The sequence below is a fragment of the Escherichia sp. F1 genome, assembly GCF_046764225.1.
Classification (GTDB): Bacteria; Pseudomonadota; Gammaproteobacteria; order Enterobacterales; family Enterobacteriaceae; genus Escherichia; species Escherichia coli.
Genome location: NZ_CP177202.1, coordinates 2301355 through 2317972, shown reverse-complemented (window position 1 = coordinate 2317972; position 16618 = coordinate 2301355). Strand labels below are relative to the sequence as shown.

Sequence of the window (16618 nt, the reverse complement as noted above, 5' to 3'; positions counted from 1 at the left end):
CTTCTTATCACGTTTTAATCACTGGATATCGATGGAAAAGAAACTGGGACTGAGCGCACTCACCGCGCTGGTATTAAGCTCAATGCTGGGCGCGGGTGTTTTCAGTCTGCCGCAAAATATGGCGGCAGTTGCCAGCCCGGCAGCACTGCTCATCGGCTGGGGCATTACTGGCGCTGGCATTTTATTGCTGGCCTTTGCCATGCTGATCCTCACGCGCATTCGTCCCGAACTTGACGGCGGTATCTTTACCTATGCCCGCGAAGGGTTTGGCGAGCTAATCGGCTTTTGTTCCGCATGGGGATATTGGCTGTGCGCAGTCATCGCCAACGTCTCCTATCTGGTGATCGTTTTTTCCGCGTTAAGCTTTTTTACGGACACGCCGGAATTGCGCCTGTTTGGCGATGGTAATACCTGGCAATCGATCGTCGGTGCATCGGCTTTATTATGGATTGTTCACTTTTTGATCCTGCGCGGAGTGCAAACCGCTGCCAGCATTAACCTGGTGGCGACACTGGCAAAATTGTTGCCGCTGGGTCTGTTTGTTGTGCTGGCGATGATGATGTTCAAACTGGATACCTTCAAGCTCGACTTCACCGGACTTGCACTTGGCGTACCCGTGTGGGAACAGGTGAAAAACACCATGCTGATCACCCTGTGGGTTTTCATTGGTGTGGAAGGTGCCGTGGTTGTTTCTGCGCGTGCGCGTAATAAACGTGATGTTGGCAAAGCGACACTGCTGGCGGTTCTCTCCGCTCTGGGCGTTTACTTGCTGGTAACGCTACTTTCGCTGGGCGTGGTGGCACGTCCTGAACTGGCTGAAATTCGTAACCCGTCAATGGCCGGTCTGATGGTGGAAATGATGGGACCGTGGGGCGAAATCATCATCGCTGCCGGTTTGATCGTTTCCGTTTGCGGCGCGTACTTAAGCTGGACCATCATGGCGGCAGAAGTTCCGTTCCTGGCAGCCACTCATAAAGCATTCCCGCGAATTTTTGCGTGCCAGAACGCACAAGCTGCGCCATCCGCTTCATTGTGGCTGACCAATATCTGCGTGCAAATTTGTCTGGTACTCATCTGGCTGACCGGTTCCGATTACAACACATTGCTGACCATCGCCTCAGAAATGATTCTGGTGCCCTATTTCCTGGTCGGCGCGTTCTTGCTGAAAATCGCAACCCGTCCACTGCATAAAGCGGTAGGTGTCGGTGCCTGCATTTATGGCTTATGGTTATTGTACGCCTCTGGTCCAATGCACTTGCTGTTATCCGTTGTTCTGTATGCGCCGGGGCTGCTGGTTTTCCTGTATGCGCGTAAAACGCATACCCATGATAACGTACTGAACCGTCAGGAAATGGTGCTAATTGGCATGCTGTTAATTGCCTCAGTTCCGGCGACCTGGATGCTGGTGGGATAACGTTCATCCCATCGTTGGATAGCAAAGGAGATAACGATGGGTAAAGCCCAGCCCTTGCCAATATTAATTACTGGCGGAGGTCGTCGCATCGGCCTCGCCCTCGCATGGCATTTCATTAATCAAAAGCAACCGGTGATTATCAGCTATCGGACGCACTATCCAGCCATTGATGGACTGATTAACGCAGGTGCGCAGTGTATTCAGGCTGATTTTTCGACCAACGACGGTGTGATGGCGTTTGCCGATGAAGTACTAAAAAGCACCCATGGCCTGCGTGCTATTTTGCATAACGCCAGCGCGTGGATGGCAGAAAAACCAGGTACACCACTGACCGACATACTGGCTTGCATGATGCAGATCCACGTTAATACCCCATATCTACTCAACCATGCCCTGGAAAGATTACTGCGTGGGCACGGACACGCCGCCAGCGATATCATTCACTTTACCGATTATGTGGTGGAGCGCGGTAGCGACAAACATATTGCCTATGCTGCAAGCAAAGCGGCACTGGATAATATGACTCGCTCGTTTGCCCGCAAGCTGGCACCGGAAGTGAAAGTGAATTCTATTGCGCCATCGCTGATCCTGTTTAATGAGCATGATGATGCCGAATATCGACAACAGGCGCTGAATAAATCACTGATGAAAACCGCGCCTGGCGAGAAAGAAGTGATCGACCTGGTCGATTACTTACTTACCAGCTGCTTTGTCACCGGACGCAGTTTCCCTCTTGATGGCGGTCGTCATCTGCGTTAATGCAGCTTAATCCAGCATATAATCAACACCCATGCGCTTATCCCCCAGCATGCAACAGAACCAACAAAAGCGGCGGGCAAGCGCATCATTCCGGTGAAATACCACAGCGACGCCAGGTAAACAAAATAGGGAATAATCGACCACATGCTAAAAATGATGGTTGCGCGTAAGGCTTCAATGCCGCGTTCGCTGGCAACAATATAATGCGCGATGAGCGCAAAGGTCGGGAAAAGTGGGATCAGCCCGGCGATATAATAATTTTTCGTTTTTGCTAAAACACCAATCAACAGCACTACCAGCGCACCGAGCGCGGCTTTGATTACCAGCCCCATCTTTTTACCTTAACACTTCCATAACAAGTCATCAGTAGAATACCTGATGAAAACTTGTTTAGAAACGATTGATAGTAAGTAAAAACAGCGCGGTGTATTGTGACGTTTTTATATCTACCGTGAATAATATGAACACTATCGTATTTGTGGAAGATGATGCGGAAGTCGGTTCACTGATTGCCGCGTACCTGGCAAAACATGATATGCAGGTTACCGTAGAGCCGCGCGGCGACCAGGCCGAAGAAACTATTCTGCGAGAAAATCCGGATTTGGTGTTACTCGACATCATGCTACCAGGCAAGGACGGCATGACCATTTGTCGTGATTTACGCGCAAAGTGGTCCGGACCAATTGTTCTTCTAACCTCTCTCGATAGCGATATGAACCACATCCTGGCACTGGAAATGGGAGCCTGCGACTATATTCTCAAAACGACGCCCCCTGCTGTTTTGTTAGCGCGTTTACGTTTGCATTTGCGTCAGAATGAGCAAGCCACACTGAGCAAAGGTCTTCAGGAAACGTCTCTGACTCCCTACAAAGCCCTGCATTTCGGCACGTTGACCATCGATCCCATCAACCGCGTAGTCACCCTGGCTAACACTGAAATCTCGCTCTCGACAGCTGATTTCGAATTATTGTGGGAATTAGCTACCCATGCTGGGCAAATCATGGACCGCGATGCATTGCTGAAAAATTTACGTGGCGTCAGTTATGACGGACTGGATCGTAGCGTGGACGTGGCTATTTCGCGGTTAAGAAAAAAACTGCTCGATAACGCCGCAGAACCTTATCGCATTAAAACTGTGCGTAACAAAGGCTATCTTTTTGCGCCTCATGCATGGGAATAAGCGATGAAAAAACTGTTTATCCAGTTTTACCTGTTATTGTTTGTCTGCTTCCTTGTGATGTCTCTGCTGGTTGGGCTGGTGTACAAATTTACCGCCGAACGCGCGGGCAAACAGTCGCTGGATGATTTGATGAACAGTTCGCTGTATCTGATGCGTAGCGAATTGCGTGAGATACCCCCACACGACTGGGGTAAGACGCTGAAAGAGATGGATTTAAATCTCTCTTTCGATCTGCGTGTTGAGCCACTGAGTAAATACCATCTGGATGATATTTCCATGCACCGGCTGCGTGGCGGCGAAATTGTCGCTCTGGACGATCAGTACACCTTTTTGCAACGTATCCCGCGCAGCCACTACGTGCTGGCAGTTGGTCCTGTTCCTTATCTTTATTACCTCCATCAGATGCGATTACTGGATATCGCCCTGATCGCTTTTATTGCCATTTCCCTCGCCTTTCCGGTGTTTATCTGGATGCGTCCGCACTGGCAGGATATGTTAAAACTGGAAGCAGCGGCGCAACGATTTGGCGATGGGCATCTCAGTGAGCGTATCCACTTTGATGAGGGTTCGAGCTTTGAACGCCTTGGCGTCGCATTTAACCAGATGGCGGACAATATCAACGCCTTGATTGCCAGCAAAAAACAGCTTATTGACGGTATCGCTCACGAACTGCGAACACCGTTAGTGCGCCTGCGTTATCGACTGGAGATGAGCGATAACCTGAGCGCCGCCGAATCCCAGGCGTTGAATCGCGATATCAGTCAACTTGAAGCTTTAATTGAAGAGCTGCTGACTTATGCCCGACTCGATCGCCCACAAAACGAGCTTCATCTTAGCGAACCAGACCTGCCGTTGTGGCTGTCAACGCATCTGGCAGACATTCAGGCAGTAACGCCCGATAAAACGGTACGGATTAAAACGCTCGCGCAAGGCCATTATGCGGCGTTGGATATGCGCTTAATGGAGCGCGTGCTGGATAATTTGCTCAATAACGCCCTGCGCTACTGTCACTCAACGGTTGAAACCAGCCTGCTACTGTCGGGGAATAGAGCGACATTAATTGTTGAGGATGATGGCCCAGGGATTGCCCCAGAAAACCGCGAACATATCTTTGAACCTTTTGTTCGCCTCGATCCCAGCCGGGATCGCTCAACCGGCGGCTGCGGGCTGGGGTTGGCGATTGTCCACTCTATAGCACTGGCAATGGGCGGTACGGTTAATTGTGACACCAGCGAACTGGGTGGTGCCCGCTTCTCGTTTAGTTGGCCGTTATGGCATAACATCCCGCAATTTACCTCTGCCTGACACTACGCGCACGGTGGTCAGGCTGTCGATACTGTGCTATAAAATAAAGTATGTTGTAACTAAAGTGGTTAATATTATGGCGCGTTACGATCTCGTAGACCGACTCAACACTACCTTTCGCCAGATGGAACAAGAACTGGCTGCATTTGCCGCTGAGCTAGAACAGCACAAATTGCTGGTTGCCCGCGTGTTCTCTTTGCCGGAGGTAAAAAAAGAGGATGAGCATAATCCGCTTAATCGTATTGAGGTAAAGCAACATCTCGGCAACGACGCGCAGTCGCTGGCGTTACGTCATTTCCGCCATTTATTTATTCAACAACAGTCCGAAAATCGCAGCAGCAAGGCCGCTGTTCGTCTACCTGGCGTGTTGTGTTACCAGGTCGATAACCTTTCGCAAGCAGCGTTGGTCAGTCATATTCAGCGCATCAATCAACTCAAGACTACGTTCGAGCATATCGTCACGGTTGAGTCAGAACTCCCCACAGCGGCGCGTTTTGAATGGGTGCATCGTCATTTGCCGGGGCTGATCACCCTTAATGCTTACCGAACGCTCACTGTTCTGCACGACCCCGCCACTTTACGTTTTGGCTGGGCCAATAAACATATCATTAAGAATTTGCATCGTGATGAAGTCCTTGCACAGCTGGAAAAAAGCCTGAAATCACCGCGCAGTGTCGCACCGTGGACGCGCGAGGAGTGGCAAAGAAAACTGGAGAGAGAGTATCAGGATATTGCTACCCTGCCACAGGACGCGAAGTTAAAAATCAAACGTCCGGTGAAGGTGCAGCCGATTGCCCGCGTCTGGTACAAGGGAGATCAAAAACAAGTACAACACGCTTGCCCTACACCGCTTATTGCGCTGATTAATCGGGATAATGGCGCGGGCGTGCCGGACGTTGGGGAGTTGTTAAATTACGATGCCGACAATGTGCAACACCGTTATAAACCACAGGCGCAGCCGCTTCGTTTGATCATTCCCCGGCTGCACCTGTATGTAGCAGATTAACGCCCGGCTTTCATACTGCCGACCATCTGTTCTGGCCGTACCCAGCTGTCAAACTCGGCTTCGCTAAGATACCCCAGCGCAAGGGCCGCAGCTTTTAAGGTCAGCCCTTCTTTATGCGCTTTTTTGGCGATCTCGGCGGCTTTGTCATAACCAATGTGAGTGTTGAGCGCAGTCACCAGCATCAGCGATTCATTGAGTAATTGATTGATTCGCTCACGATTCGGTTCAATGCCCACTGCGCAGTGTTTGTTGAAACTTTCCATGCCATCTGCCAGCAAGCGCACCGATTGCAGGAAATTGTGGATCACCATCGGACGGAAGACGTTCAGTTCAAAGTTACCGGAAGCGCCACCCATGTTGATCGCCACGTCGTTCCCCATCACCTGACAGCAGAGCATGGTTAATGCCTCACACTGGGTTGGGTTCACTTTCCCCGGCATGATTGAGCTGCCCGGCTCATTTTCCGGGATTGAGATTTCACCAATTCCGCAGCGCGGGCCAGAGGCCAGCCAGCGGACATCATTGGCAATTTTCATCAGTGACGCAGCCAACCCTTTCAACGCGCCGTGCGCCTGAACCAGGGCATCACAGGTCGCCAGCGCTTCAAATTTGTTCGGCGCGGTAACAAACGGTGCACAGGTAATGACTGCCAGTTCATCTGCCACGCGACGCGCATACTCTGGATGGGTATTTAGTCCAGTACCCACAGCTGTACCGCCCATAGCCAGTTCCGCTACATGCGGCAGGCTGTATTCGATATGTTTGAGATTATGCTCGAGCATCGCTACCCAGCCGGAAATCTCCTGCCCCAGTGTTAGCGGCGTGGCATCCTGCAAGTGGGTACGACCAATTTTGACGATATCGGCAAATGCGCGCGATTTTTCACTCAGCGTCTGTGTCAGGGTTTTAAGCTGTGGAATGAGTTGCTTGCGCAGCGCCAGCAGCGCCGCAACGTGCATCGCCGTCGGAAAGACATCGTTGGAACTTTGGCTTTTGTTCACGTCGTCGTTAGGATGAACTTTACGTTCCATCCCGCGCACACCGCCGAGTAATTCACTGGCCCGGTTAGCCAGCACTTCGTTCATGTTCATGTTACTTTGCGTGCCGGAGCCGGTCTGCCAGATAGCCAGCGGGAATTCGTCGTCATGCTGTCCTGCCAGTACTTCATCCGCCGCCTGACGAATGGCGCTCGCTTTCTCTTCAGACAACAAGCCTAAATCTTCATTAACTTTTGCCGCTGCACGCTTGGTTAGCGCCAGCGCATGAATCAGTGAGGTGGGCATTTTCTCCGTCGAAATGCGGAAATGCTCCAGCGAGCGTTGAGTTTGTGCGCCCCACAGCTTATCTGCCGGGACATCAATCGCCCCCATCGAATCTTTTTCGCTGCGTACTGTATTCATGGCCTGCTCCTCACCTGATTAATTTTTTCTTTCTGTTTTGCTTTCGTTAAGCAACTTTTAGCTCACTCATTATTTACTATTTGATAACAAATGTTTGGTCTTTCGTGCCATGTAAAAAAACCGCCCCGAAGGGCGGCTCTGTTTATTTCACACAGCGGGTGCACTGTGTGAGTTGTATCTGCTGGAAGAAGTCATTTCCTTTATCATCCACAAGGATAAATGCCGGGAAATCTTCCACTTCAATTTTCCAGATGGCTTCCATTCCCAGTTCCGGATATTCAACACATTCTAGGCTCATAATACTACCCTGCGCCAATACAGCGGCCGGACCACCGATACTGCCAAGGTAGAAGCCGCCGTGTTTTTTACAGGCATCCGTCACCTGCTGGCTGCGGTTGCCTTTCGCCAGCATGATCATACTTCCGCCCTGCGCTTGCAGTTGATCGACATAAGAATCCATCCGTCCGGCGGTCGTTGGGCCAAGAGAACCGGAGGCATAACCTTCCGGCGTTTTGGCCGGACCCGCGTAGTAAATCGGATGATCTTTAATGTACTGCGGCAGCCCTTCACCGTTATCCATCCGCTCTTTCAGTTTGGCGTGAGCAATATCACGACCAACGATAATCGTGCCATTCAGCGATAAGCGTGTAGAAACGGGGTACTGCGACAACTGTGCGAGGATCTCTTTCATCGGACGGTTAAGGTCAACGCGCACCGCTTCGCCTTCTCCCGTTTTGCGCAGCTCTTCCGGAATATATTTGCCTGGATTATGTTCCAGTTTTTCGATCCAGATCCCCTGACGGTTGATCTTCGCTTTGATATTACGGTCAGCAGAGCAGGAAACACCCATACCAACCGGACAGGATGCGCCGTGACGTGGCAGGCGAATCACGCGGATGTCGTGAGCGAAGTATTTACCGCCAAACTGCGCACCCAGACCAAGATTTTGCGCTTCGATCAGCAATTCTTTTTCCAGTTCCACATCGCGGAACGCCTGTCCGTGCTCATTCCCTTCCGTTGGCAGTTCATCATAGTATTTAGCGGAAGCCAGTTTCACCGTTTTAAGGTTCGTTTCTGCAGAAGTTCCACCAATAACGAACGCAATATGATACGGAGGACAGGCTGCCGTACCCAGCGTGCGCATTTTCTCAACCAGGTAATTTTTCAGTTTTCCCGGCGTCAGTAACGCTTTGGTTTCCTGATACAGATACGTCTTGTTTGCCGAACCGCCACCTTTGGCGATACAGAGGAATTTGTACTCGTCGCCATCAACGGCATAAAGATCGATCTGCGCTGGCAGATTGGTGCCGGTATTCACCTCTTTATACATATCCAGCGGCGCGTTTTGCGAGTAGCGCAGATTATCTTCGATATAAGTGTTATAGACACCGCGCGCCAGCGCCGCTTCATCACCACCACCGGTCCATACACGCTGCCCTTTTTTACCAACAATAATCGCGGTGCCGGTATCCTGACAGGTTGGCAGAACGCCTTTCGCCGCGATGTCGGAGTTACGCAGGAATTGCAGCGCCACATATTTATCATTTTCGCTGGCCTCCGGGTCACGCAGAATGTCGGCCACCTGTTGTTGGTGCGCCGGACGCAGCATAAACGACGCATCATGAAACGCCTGACGCGCCAACAGAGTTAACGCTTCGGGTGCGACTTTCAAAATCTCCTGCCCTTCAAATTCAGATACGCTAACGTGTTCGCTGGTTAGCAGGTAATACTCAGTATCATCTTTTTTGAGTGGAAAAGGAGCCTGATAATGAAAGGGTTTGTTTGACATTGTTCTCTCACTTACTGCCTGGTTTGGTTATGCTCTGGGCGGGTGTTCCGTTGCCCTGTTAAAAGCGAGTAACAATATCCTACACACTTTTTTAACAAAAACTGAGACTAGTACGACTTTTTGCGGCTCCAGGTTACTTCCCGTAGGATTCTTGCTTTAATAGCGGGATTAATTTCCACATTTAAACAGGGATTGATCATGCAAAAACTCATTAACTCAGTGCAAAACTATGCCTGGGGCAGCAAAACGGCGTTGACAGAACTTTATGGTATGGAAAATCCGTCCAGCCAGCCGATGGCCGAGCTGTGGATGGGCGCACATCCGAAAAGCAGTTCACGGGTGCAGACTGCCGCCGGAGATATCGTTTCACTGCGTGATGTGATTGAGAGTGATAAATCGACTCTGCTCGGAGAGGCCGTTGCCAAACGCTTTGGCGAACTGCCTTTCCTGTTCAAAGTATTATGCGCAGCACAGCCGCTCTCCATTCAGGTTCATCCAAACAAACGCAATTCTGAAATCGGTTTTGCCAAAGAAAATGCCGCAGGTATTCCGATGGATGCCGCCGAGCGTAACTATAAAGATCCTAACCACAAGCCGGAGCTGGTTTTTGCGCTGACGCCTTTCCTTGCGATGAACGCGTTTCGTGAGTTTTCCGAGATTGTCTCCCTGCTCCAGCCGGTCGCAGGTGCACATCCGGCGATTGCTCACTTTTTACAACAGCCTGATGCCGAACGTTTAAGCGAACTGTTCGCCAGCCTGTTGAATATGCAGGGTGAAGAAAAATCCCGTGCGCTGGCGATTTTAAAATCGGCGCTCGACAGTCAGCAGGGTGAACCGTGGCAAACGATTCGTTTAATTTCTGAATTTTACCCGGATGACAGCGGTCTGTTCTCCCCGCTGTTGCTGAATGTGGTGAAATTGAATCCTGGCGAAGCGATGTTCCTGTTCGCTGAAACACCGCACGCTTACCTGCAAGGCGTGGCGCTGGAAGTGATGGCGAACTCCGATAACGTGCTGCGTGCGGGTCTGACGCCTAAATACATTGATATTCCGGAACTGGTTGCCAATGTGAAGTTCGAAGCCAAACCGGCTAACCAGTTGTTGACCCAGCCGGTGAAACAAGGTGCAGAACTGGACTTCCCGATTCCTGTTGATGATTTTGCCTTCTCGCTGCATGACCTTAGTGATAAAGAAACCACCATCAGCCAGCAGAGTGCCGCCATTTTGTTCTGCGTCGAAGGCGATGCAACGCTGTGTAAAGGTTCTCAGCAGTTACAGCTTAAACCGGGTGAATCAGCGTTTATTGCCGCCAACGAATCACCGGTGACTGTCAAAGGCCACGGCCGTTTAGCGCGTGTTTACAACAAGCTGTAAGAGCTTACTGAAAAAATTAACATCTCTTGCTAAGCTTATTAAAGGCTTATAACACCTTCAGGCGGCCAGTCCGCCTGATTTCATTTTATGGATAATCATTATGAATAAATCGCTGGTAGCGGTAGGCGTCATTGTTGCGCTAGGCGTAGTCTGGACAGGCGGCGCATGGTATACAGGCAAGAAGATTGAAACCCATCTCGAAGACATGGTCGCGCAGGCGAACGCGCAACTCAAACTGACCGCTCCTGAATCCAACCTGGAAGTCAGTTATCAAAACTATCATCGCGGCGTATTCAGCAGTCAGCTGCAACTGTTGGTGAAACCCATTGCCGGGAAAGAAAATCCGTGGATTAAAAGCGGTCAGAGCGTCATCTTTAACGAATCGGTTGATCATGGTCCCTTCCCCCTTGCCCAGCTAAAAAAACTGAACCTGATCCCGTCGATGGCATCAATTCAAACCACGCTGGTTAATAACGAAGTAAGCAAACCACTGTTTGATATGGCAAAAGGTGAAACGCCTTTTGAGATTAACTCCCGCATTGGTTACAGCGGTGATTCCAGTTCCGATATTTCGCTCAAGCCGCTGAATTACGAGCAAAAGGATGAAAAAGTCGCCTTTAGCGGCGGCGAGTTCCAGTTAAATGCAGACAGAGACGGCAAAGCTATCTCCCTTTCCGGGGAGGCGCAAAGTGGTCGGATAGACGCGGTTAACGAATATAACCAGAAAGTACAGTTGACCTTTAATAATCTGAAAACCGACGGTTCCAGCACGCTGGCAAGTTTTGGTGAGCGCGTAGGAAATCAAAAACTGTCACTGGAAAAAATGACCATTTCAGTGGAAGGCAAAGAACTGGCACTGCTGGAAGGCATGGAGATCAGCGGTAAATCGGATCTGGTCAATGACGGTAAAACGATCAATAGCCAACTGGATTACTCGCTAAACAGCCTGAAGGTACAGAATCAGGATCTGGGCAGCGGCAAGCTGACTTTAAAAGTCGGCCAAATTGATGGCGAAGCCTGGCATCAGTTTAGCCAGCAATATAACGCGCAAACTCAGGCGCTGCTGGCACAGCCAGAAATTGCCAACAATCCCGAACTTTATCAGGAAAAAGTGACGGAAGCCTTCTTTAGCGCCCTGCCGCTGATGTTGAAAGGCGATCCGGTGATTACTATCGCGCCGCTAAGCTGGAAAAACAGTCAGGGTGAAAGTGCGCTGAATCTGTCGCTGTTCCTGAAAGATCCGGCAACGACTAAAGAAGCGCCGCAAACGCTGGCGCAGGAAGTAGACCGCTCGGTTAAATCTCTGGGTGCGAAACTGACCATTCCGGTGGATATGGCAACTGAGTTTATGACTCAGGTAGCGAAGCTGGAAGGTTATCAGGAAGATCAAGCAAAAAAACTGGCGAAACAGCAAGTTGAAGGTGCGTCAGCAATGGGGCAGATGTTCCGCCTGACCACCTTGCAGGACAATACCATCACCACCAGCCTGCAATATGCTAACGGTCAGATCACGTTAAACGGGCAGAAAATGCCACTGGAAGATTTTGTTGGGATGTTTGCAATGCCGGCATTAAACGTTCCGGCTGTACCCGCTATTCCGCAGCAGTAATTCACAGCCAAAACGCCGGAGATTTTTCTCTCCGGCATTTTTTTCTTACTTCAGCATAAAGTCATACTGAATACTCATTTTCACATCCCAGTAATTCAGGCGATCGCCCAGCGCACTGCCATCGCGTTTTTCCCGCCCTTTATCGGCAGCAAGAAAGAAATTCATCCCTTGTAACGGCCCTTCGCTGACCCGATAGTTCATACCACCTAAGATACCCGCGCCTTCAATCCGCACATCTCGTTTACTGGATTCATAGCCGCGAGTCACAATCGGTGCAAATGTCAGCGTAAATTGCGGAGTTAAACGATAGTTGACGCCCAATTGCCAGGACTGCATTCCTTCACGGTTACGATCAAGACTTAATGAAAAGGGATAGCCAATGTCGGTGTCCACCACGGCACCATTCATTGCATGGCGCAAATAACCACCACTGCCAAATACGCTTCCCCACGGCGCATTCCAGGTCAATTGTCCACTAACCAACGCCGTTTCATTGGGCTGGCTGGTATTACGACTTAAACCTTCGAGTTGCGCGTAAAAGCCGAGCAACTCCCCTTTCAACGTATAATTCGGATCGAGCGGTATACTTTTCTCGAGAATACTTTGTATCTGATTGGAAACATCTTTCTGTACCGATGCCCCCAGAGAATAGCGACTGGTATCATCATGCCAACTGGCGGCTAAAAAAGAACGTGCGCGATGTTTATCGTATTTTCCCGTCTGGCTGTTATACACCCCTTCATCACGAATACCGGTTGTTGAATCAGTCCATAAAAATACTCGTGAACGCCACATTCCCCACAGATCAATATTTGGCGTTAAAGCCCAATAACCTAATGCTCCTTCAGAAACTGTCGGTAATGTACGTTGCGAACTGCCAGCCATTAACGGAATACGATAAGGTAAGCTACCATAACTATAATCCGTCCCGAAGCGACCTAATTTAAGTAGGCTATTTTCACTGGGTTTTATTTTTACTGCCCCCAGGGCAAAGCCAAAACTTTTATCACCATCAAGATACCACCGGGTACTCATATCAGCACGAGCACCTAATTTATAAACATAATACGCTCCGCCTTCAACGCCAATAATATTGGAATAATAACCACTATTGAAATCGAGCAATCCTCCCTGTACCCATGCGTAAATATCTCTTCCCGCGCCAGCACTGGGCTTATCAGCCCTGCGCAATTCGTTTTTCAGTCTGATGCGTAGTCCCGCTTCATCGTCAGCCAGTTGCGCCGCGTAAGCAGAGGTAAGGCCAGAGGCAGCCGTCAGGCAAATAACGGTCATGGCCACTATTTTTCTCATAGTTGCACCTTTGATGTTCTGATTATTTTTATTGAATATTAATTAGTGATATCGCTGATTAATTGCTGCTGCACTTTTTTACGATTATCAATTTCAACCACGATTTCTTTGAATTTTTTATCCGTGAGCGGATAAAACCAGATAATAACGAATGCCAGTAGCATAAATCCGCAAGGTACTAAGGCAATTGATGTGCGGATGCCCATAATAACTTCCGGCGTTTGCACCTGATTGGCGATATATCCGCTTAACCCCAAAATAAAGGCAGGAATTGAACCTCCGATTGCCTGACCGCATTTACGGGTAAATGAGAATAGTGAATAGGTGAGCCCTTCAATTCGCACGCCGGTCAGGTATTCACCGTATTCTACAGTATCAGCTTCCAGTGCCCACATCACGGTCATGGTAACGCCCTGACCAATTGAAGCGATGGCCAACGCAACCAACGCCACCGGCAGTGACCAGACCGAAACCCAGAAGAACAGCAGATAACCGCAGGTTCCCAGCAAAGCGCCAATCAGGAAGGTATTCTTTTTACCGATCCTCGCGACCATCCCCGGCACCAGCGGTGCCGATGCCACAGTACCGACCAGGTTTTGCACCAGTACCAGCACAGTGAACAGCCCGGTATCATTTAACACATAGCGCACGTAGAACAACGACGAGGCGCTGACCGCGAAGGTCGAAATCAGCACACACAGCGCACCGATGCACAACATAAACAGCGGGCGATTCCGTTTCAGGGTTTGCAGACTGATCTTCAATGACGGCTGCGCCACGATACGTACCACATTTTCACGCGTCGATTTGAAGCAGATGAAGTAAAGCACCATTCCGGCAATCGCCAGCACAATCGTCCAGAAATGGTATACCGACACCATCTCTTCCGGGCTGGAGTTCTTAATGCTCGGTCCTATCAGAAATGCCAGGCAGACAAAGGTCAATGAAGCGGCAATCCCACGAGCCGCGCCCAGACGGGCGCGGGATTGTGGTTGTTGGGTCATTGCGGTAGCAAGTGAACCATAAGGAATATTCACCAGGCTGTAGCAAAGCCCGAGGCCCATGTAGGTCAAATATGCATACACTACTTTGCTGCTATGGCTCCAGTCGGTCGGCACCCAGAATACCAGCACGCTGAAGATCATTAACGGCGCGGTACCGAAGAGTAAAAACGGGCGGAATTTTCCCCAGCGGGTATTCACACTGTCCACCACTCGTCCGGCAAAGACGTCGGCGAAGGCATCGAATACCCGCACCAGTAACAGCATGGTGCCCGCCGCAGCGGCACCGACGCCAGCGACGTCGGTGTAGTAACTCAACAGGAAGAGCGCCCCCATTGCGAAGGCGAAGTTATTGGCGACGTCACCGAGGCTGTAGCCGACGATGGTGCGCCAGGAGAGTTGTTGATTCATTGTTTGCCTCCCTGCTGCGGTTTTTCACCGAAGTTCATGCCAGTCCAGCGTTTTTGCAGCAGAAAAGCCGCCGACTTCGGTTTGCGGTCGCGGGTGAAGATCCCCTTCTTGTTACCGCCAACGCGCAATATGCCTTGCGAGGTCGCAAAATCGGCGAAATTCCATACCTGTTCACCGACGACGGCGCTGACGCGATCAAAGACGCGGTGATACATATCCAGCCATGCACACTGATACTCTTCACTCCACATGTCGGTGTACATTGAGTGCAGCCCGGCTAACGTATCCACGCCGTATTCGGTGATGATAATCGGCTGATGCAGTTTCTCCTGCCAGGCCAGAAGTTCTTTTTCCAGTACCTTCTCTGCCGTTTCCAAATCGCCGCTTTGGACATACCAACCGTAATAACGGTTCAGGCACAGCACATCAAAGAGATCGCTGATGGTATCGGTGTGAGCGTCGCAGAACATTACATTGACGCAGGTGATCGGACGCGTCGGGTCGAGTTTACGCGTTGCTTCCGCCAGTGGCGCGAAATATTCTCGTGCACCTTGCGGACGGGTATCCGGTTCGTTGGCAATACTCCACATCACCACGCTTGGGTGGTTTTTGTCACGCGCAATCAGCTCTTTAATCGCCTGTAAGTGCGCCTGCTGGGTTTCTCCGTTGACTGCCTCTTCGCTGTACAGTTCTTTCGGCTTGTTGCCCGCTTCGAAACCAATGCCTAAAGAGAGGTTAAAGCCTACAGCTGCAGTTTCATCAATCACCACGATGCCATGTTCATCTGCCCAGTCGAGCATCTCTTCAGCGTAAGGGTAATGCGAGGTACGGTAGGAGTTGGCCCCAATCCAGTCCATTAATGCGTGATCGTGCACCATCAGCACGTTATCGAATCCTTTGCCACGCAAATCCGCATCTTCATGACGACCAAAGCCAGTAAAATAGAACGGTTTGTGGTTAATCAGGAACTGCTCGCCCTTCACTGCCACTGACCGGATGCCGACGCGCAGCGGGTAGAAATCACACTCTGTCTGGCTTTTGGCTGTGACGCATAGTTCATAGAGATAACCTTCACCCGGTTGCCAGAGGTGCGGATTCACCACTTGCAAAGTCCCGCTGGTACCTTGTCCAGTTGCAACCACCTGCTGATCCGCATCACGCAGTTCAACGCTGACATCACCATTTGCTACCACCTGCCAGTCAACAGACGCGTGGTTACAGTCTTGCGCGACATGCGTCACCACGGTGATATCGTCCACCCAGGTGTTCGGCGTGGTGTAGAGCATTACGCTGCGATGGATCCCGGCATAGTTAAAGAAATCATGGAAGTAAGACTGCTTTTTCTTGCCGTTTTCATCGGTAATCACCATTCCCGGCGGGATAGTCTGCCAGTTCAGTTCATTGTTCACACAAACGGTGATACGTACACTTTTCCCGGCAATAACATACGGCGTGACATCGGCTTCAAATGGCGTATAGCCGCCCTGATGCTCCATCACTTCCTGATTATTTACCCACACTTTGCCGTAATGAGTGACCGCATCGAAACGCAGTACGATACGCTGGCCCGCCCAACCTTTCGGTATAAAGACTTCGCGCTGATACCAGACGTTGCCCACATAATTACGAATATCTGCATCGGCGAACTGATCGTTAAAACTTCCCGGCACAGCAATTGCCCGGCTTTCTTGTAACACGCTTTCCCACCAACGCTGATCAATTCCACAGTTTTCGCGATCCAGACTGAATGCCCACAGACCGTCGAGTTTTTTGATTTCACGGGTTGGGGTTTCTACAGGACGTAACATAAGGGACTCCTCATTAAGATAAAAATACTGGTCAACCTTTAATCTGATTAGTTAACCAATTCTGTGTTGCACACAGTTATCTGTGAGAAACCCATGGAAGAGAAATGGAAATAAAAAGAACTGACACAGGGATCAAAAAACCAAAAACTGCAATACCCACAGCGTGATATAGATCGCATTAATCTTTAAAACAGCGTTGACATAAGACACAAAATAAGCAATCGAACGTTCGTTCGAGCATATTGGGAACG

The 16618-nt window shown here is 50.2% G+C and carries 13 protein-coding genes; 7 read left to right on the top strand and 6 right to left on the bottom strand.

Annotated elements, in window-relative coordinates:
- Positions 1 to 31: 31 nt before the first annotated feature.
- Both ACK8NJ_RS11220 and folM read left to right on the top strand, forming a co-directional pair.
- Positions 32 to 1414 (top strand): amino acid permease, encoded by a 1383-nt coding sequence (locus ACK8NJ_RS11220; protein ID WP_193131095.1) that lies wholly within the window; start codon positions 32 to 34, stop codon positions 1412 to 1414.
- A gap of 36 nt (positions 1415 to 1450) precedes the next feature.
- Positions 1451 to 2173, top strand: coding sequence for a dihydromonapterin reductase (gene folM / locus ACK8NJ_RS11215; protein WP_032352557.1), 723 nt, complete (start codon positions 1451 to 1453; stop codon positions 2171 to 2173).
- On the opposite strand, the gene ACK8NJ_RS11210 is transcribed toward folM, so the two are convergent.
- Positions 2170 to 2505 carry a GlpM family protein gene (locus tag ACK8NJ_RS11210; protein ID WP_000524861.1) on the bottom strand — a complete coding sequence of 112 codons (336 nt, stop codon included), beginning with the start codon at positions 2503 to 2505 and terminating at the stop codon, positions 2170 to 2172. The genes folM and ACK8NJ_RS11210 overlap by 4 nt on opposite strands.
- A 128-nt stretch (positions 2506 to 2633) precedes the next feature.
- Between ACK8NJ_RS11210 and rstA the strand changes: the two genes are divergently transcribed.
- The 3 genes from rstA (at position 2634) to tus (ending at position 5664) form a co-directional block, all read left to right on the top strand.
- Complete coding sequence (rstA, locus tag ACK8NJ_RS11205; RefSeq protein WP_001092504.1) at positions 2634 to 3353, top strand: two-component system response regulator RstA; 720 nt, start codon at positions 2634 to 2636, stop codon at positions 3351 to 3353.
- Positions 3354 to 3356: 3 nt separating this feature from the next.
- The gene (rstB, locus tag ACK8NJ_RS11200; RefSeq protein ID WP_000732519.1) at positions 3357 to 4658 is read left to right on the top strand and encodes a two-component system sensor histidine kinase RstB; all 1302 of its coding nucleotides are present in this window, start codon (positions 3357 to 3359) and stop codon (positions 4656 to 4658) included.
- Between the two features lie 76 nt (positions 4659 to 4734).
- Entirely contained in the window at positions 4735 to 5664 is a 930-nt protein-coding gene (gene tus / locus ACK8NJ_RS11195) for a DNA replication terminus site-binding protein (RefSeq protein WP_001354691.1), read from the top strand.
- Here tus and fumC read toward each other — a convergent pair.
- The gene (fumC, locus tag ACK8NJ_RS11190; RefSeq protein WP_001099112.1) at positions 5661 to 7064 is read right to left on the bottom strand and encodes a class II fumarate hydratase; all 1404 of its coding nucleotides are present in this window, start codon (positions 7062 to 7064) and stop codon (positions 5661 to 5663) included. The genes tus and fumC overlap by 4 nt on opposite strands.
- A 142-nt stretch (positions 7065 to 7206) precedes the next feature.
- Positions 7207 to 8853, bottom strand: coding sequence for a class I fumarate hydratase (fumB, locus tag ACK8NJ_RS11185; protein WP_097438813.1), 1647 nt, complete (start codon positions 8851 to 8853; stop codon positions 7207 to 7209).
- Between the two features lie 198 nt (positions 8854 to 9051).
- Here fumB and manA point away from each other — a divergent pair, with 198 nt between their 5' ends.
- Entirely contained in the window at positions 9052 to 10227 is a 1176-nt protein-coding gene (manA, locus tag ACK8NJ_RS11180) for a mannose-6-phosphate isomerase (protein WP_097438812.1), read from the top strand.
- A gap of 100 nt (positions 10228 to 10327) precedes the next feature.
- Positions 10328 to 11836, top strand: coding sequence for a YdgA family protein (locus ACK8NJ_RS11175; protein ID WP_411962459.1), 1509 nt, complete (start codon positions 10328 to 10330; stop codon positions 11834 to 11836).
- A gap of 45 nt (positions 11837 to 11881) precedes the next feature.
- Here the strand turns inward: ACK8NJ_RS11175 and uidC are convergent, their stop codons facing one another.
- Genes uidC through uidA form a run of 3 tightly spaced genes read right to left on the bottom strand, consistent with a single transcriptional unit; the run spans position 11882 to position 16367 of the window.
- Entirely contained in the window at positions 11882 to 13147 is a 1266-nt protein-coding gene (gene uidC, locus ACK8NJ_RS11170; RefSeq protein ID WP_105478578.1) for a glucuronide uptake porin UidC, read from the bottom strand.
- A 38-nt stretch (positions 13148 to 13185) separates the two neighbouring features.
- The gene (gene uidB, locus ACK8NJ_RS11165; protein WP_001075893.1) at positions 13186 to 14559 is read right to left on the bottom strand and encodes a glucuronide transporter; all 1374 of its coding nucleotides are present in this window, start codon (positions 14557 to 14559) and stop codon (positions 13186 to 13188) included.
- Complete coding sequence (gene uidA, locus ACK8NJ_RS11160; protein WP_001520590.1) at positions 14556 to 16367, bottom strand: beta-glucuronidase; 1812 nt, start codon at positions 16365 to 16367, stop codon at positions 14556 to 14558. Before uidA ends, uidB begins: the two co-directional genes overlap by 4 nt.
- Between the last annotated feature and the right edge of the window lie 251 nt (positions 16368 to 16618).

Bases quoted from the DNA above. Each gene is read 5' to 3' on its own strand.
- uidA (WP_001520590.1), bottom strand. From the start codon at position 16,367: ATGTTACGTCCTGTAGAAACCCCAACCCGTGAAATCAAAAAACTCGAC.
- fumC (WP_001099112.1), bottom strand. From the start codon at position 7,064: ATGAATACAGTACGCAGCGAAAAAGATTCGATGGGGGCGATTGATGTC.
- uidC (WP_105478578.1), bottom strand. From the start codon at position 13,147: ATGAGAAAAATAGTGGCCATGACCGTTATTTGCCTGACGGCTGCCTCT.
- rstB (WP_000732519.1), top strand. From the start codon at position 3,357: ATGAAAAAACTGTTTATCCAGTTTTACCTGTTATTGTTTGTCTGCTTC.
- ACK8NJ_RS11220 (WP_193131095.1), top strand. From the start codon at position 32: ATGGAAAAGAAACTGGGACTGAGCGCACTCACCGCGCTGGTATTAAGC.
- ACK8NJ_RS11175 (WP_411962459.1), top strand. From the start codon at position 10,328: ATGAATAAATCGCTGGTAGCGGTAGGCGTCATTGTTGCGCTAGGCGTA.
- ACK8NJ_RS11210 (WP_000524861.1), bottom strand. From the start codon at position 2,505: ATGGGGCTGGTAATCAAAGCCGCGCTCGGTGCGCTGGTAGTGCTGTTG.
- rstA (WP_001092504.1), top strand. From the start codon at position 2,634: ATGAACACTATCGTATTTGTGGAAGATGATGCGGAAGTCGGTTCACTG.
- folM (WP_032352557.1), top strand. From the start codon at position 1,451: ATGGGTAAAGCCCAGCCCTTGCCAATATTAATTACTGGCGGAGGTCGT.
- tus (WP_001354691.1), top strand. From the start codon at position 4,735: ATGGCGCGTTACGATCTCGTAGACCGACTCAACACTACCTTTCGCCAG.
- uidB (WP_001075893.1), bottom strand. From the start codon at position 14,559: ATGAATCAACAACTCTCCTGGCGCACCATCGTCGGCTACAGCCTCGGT.
- manA (WP_097438812.1), top strand. From the start codon at position 9,052: ATGCAAAAACTCATTAACTCAGTGCAAAACTATGCCTGGGGCAGCAAA.
- fumB (WP_097438813.1), bottom strand. From the start codon at position 8,853: ATGTCAAACAAACCCTTTCATTATCAGGCTCCTTTTCCACTCAAAAAA.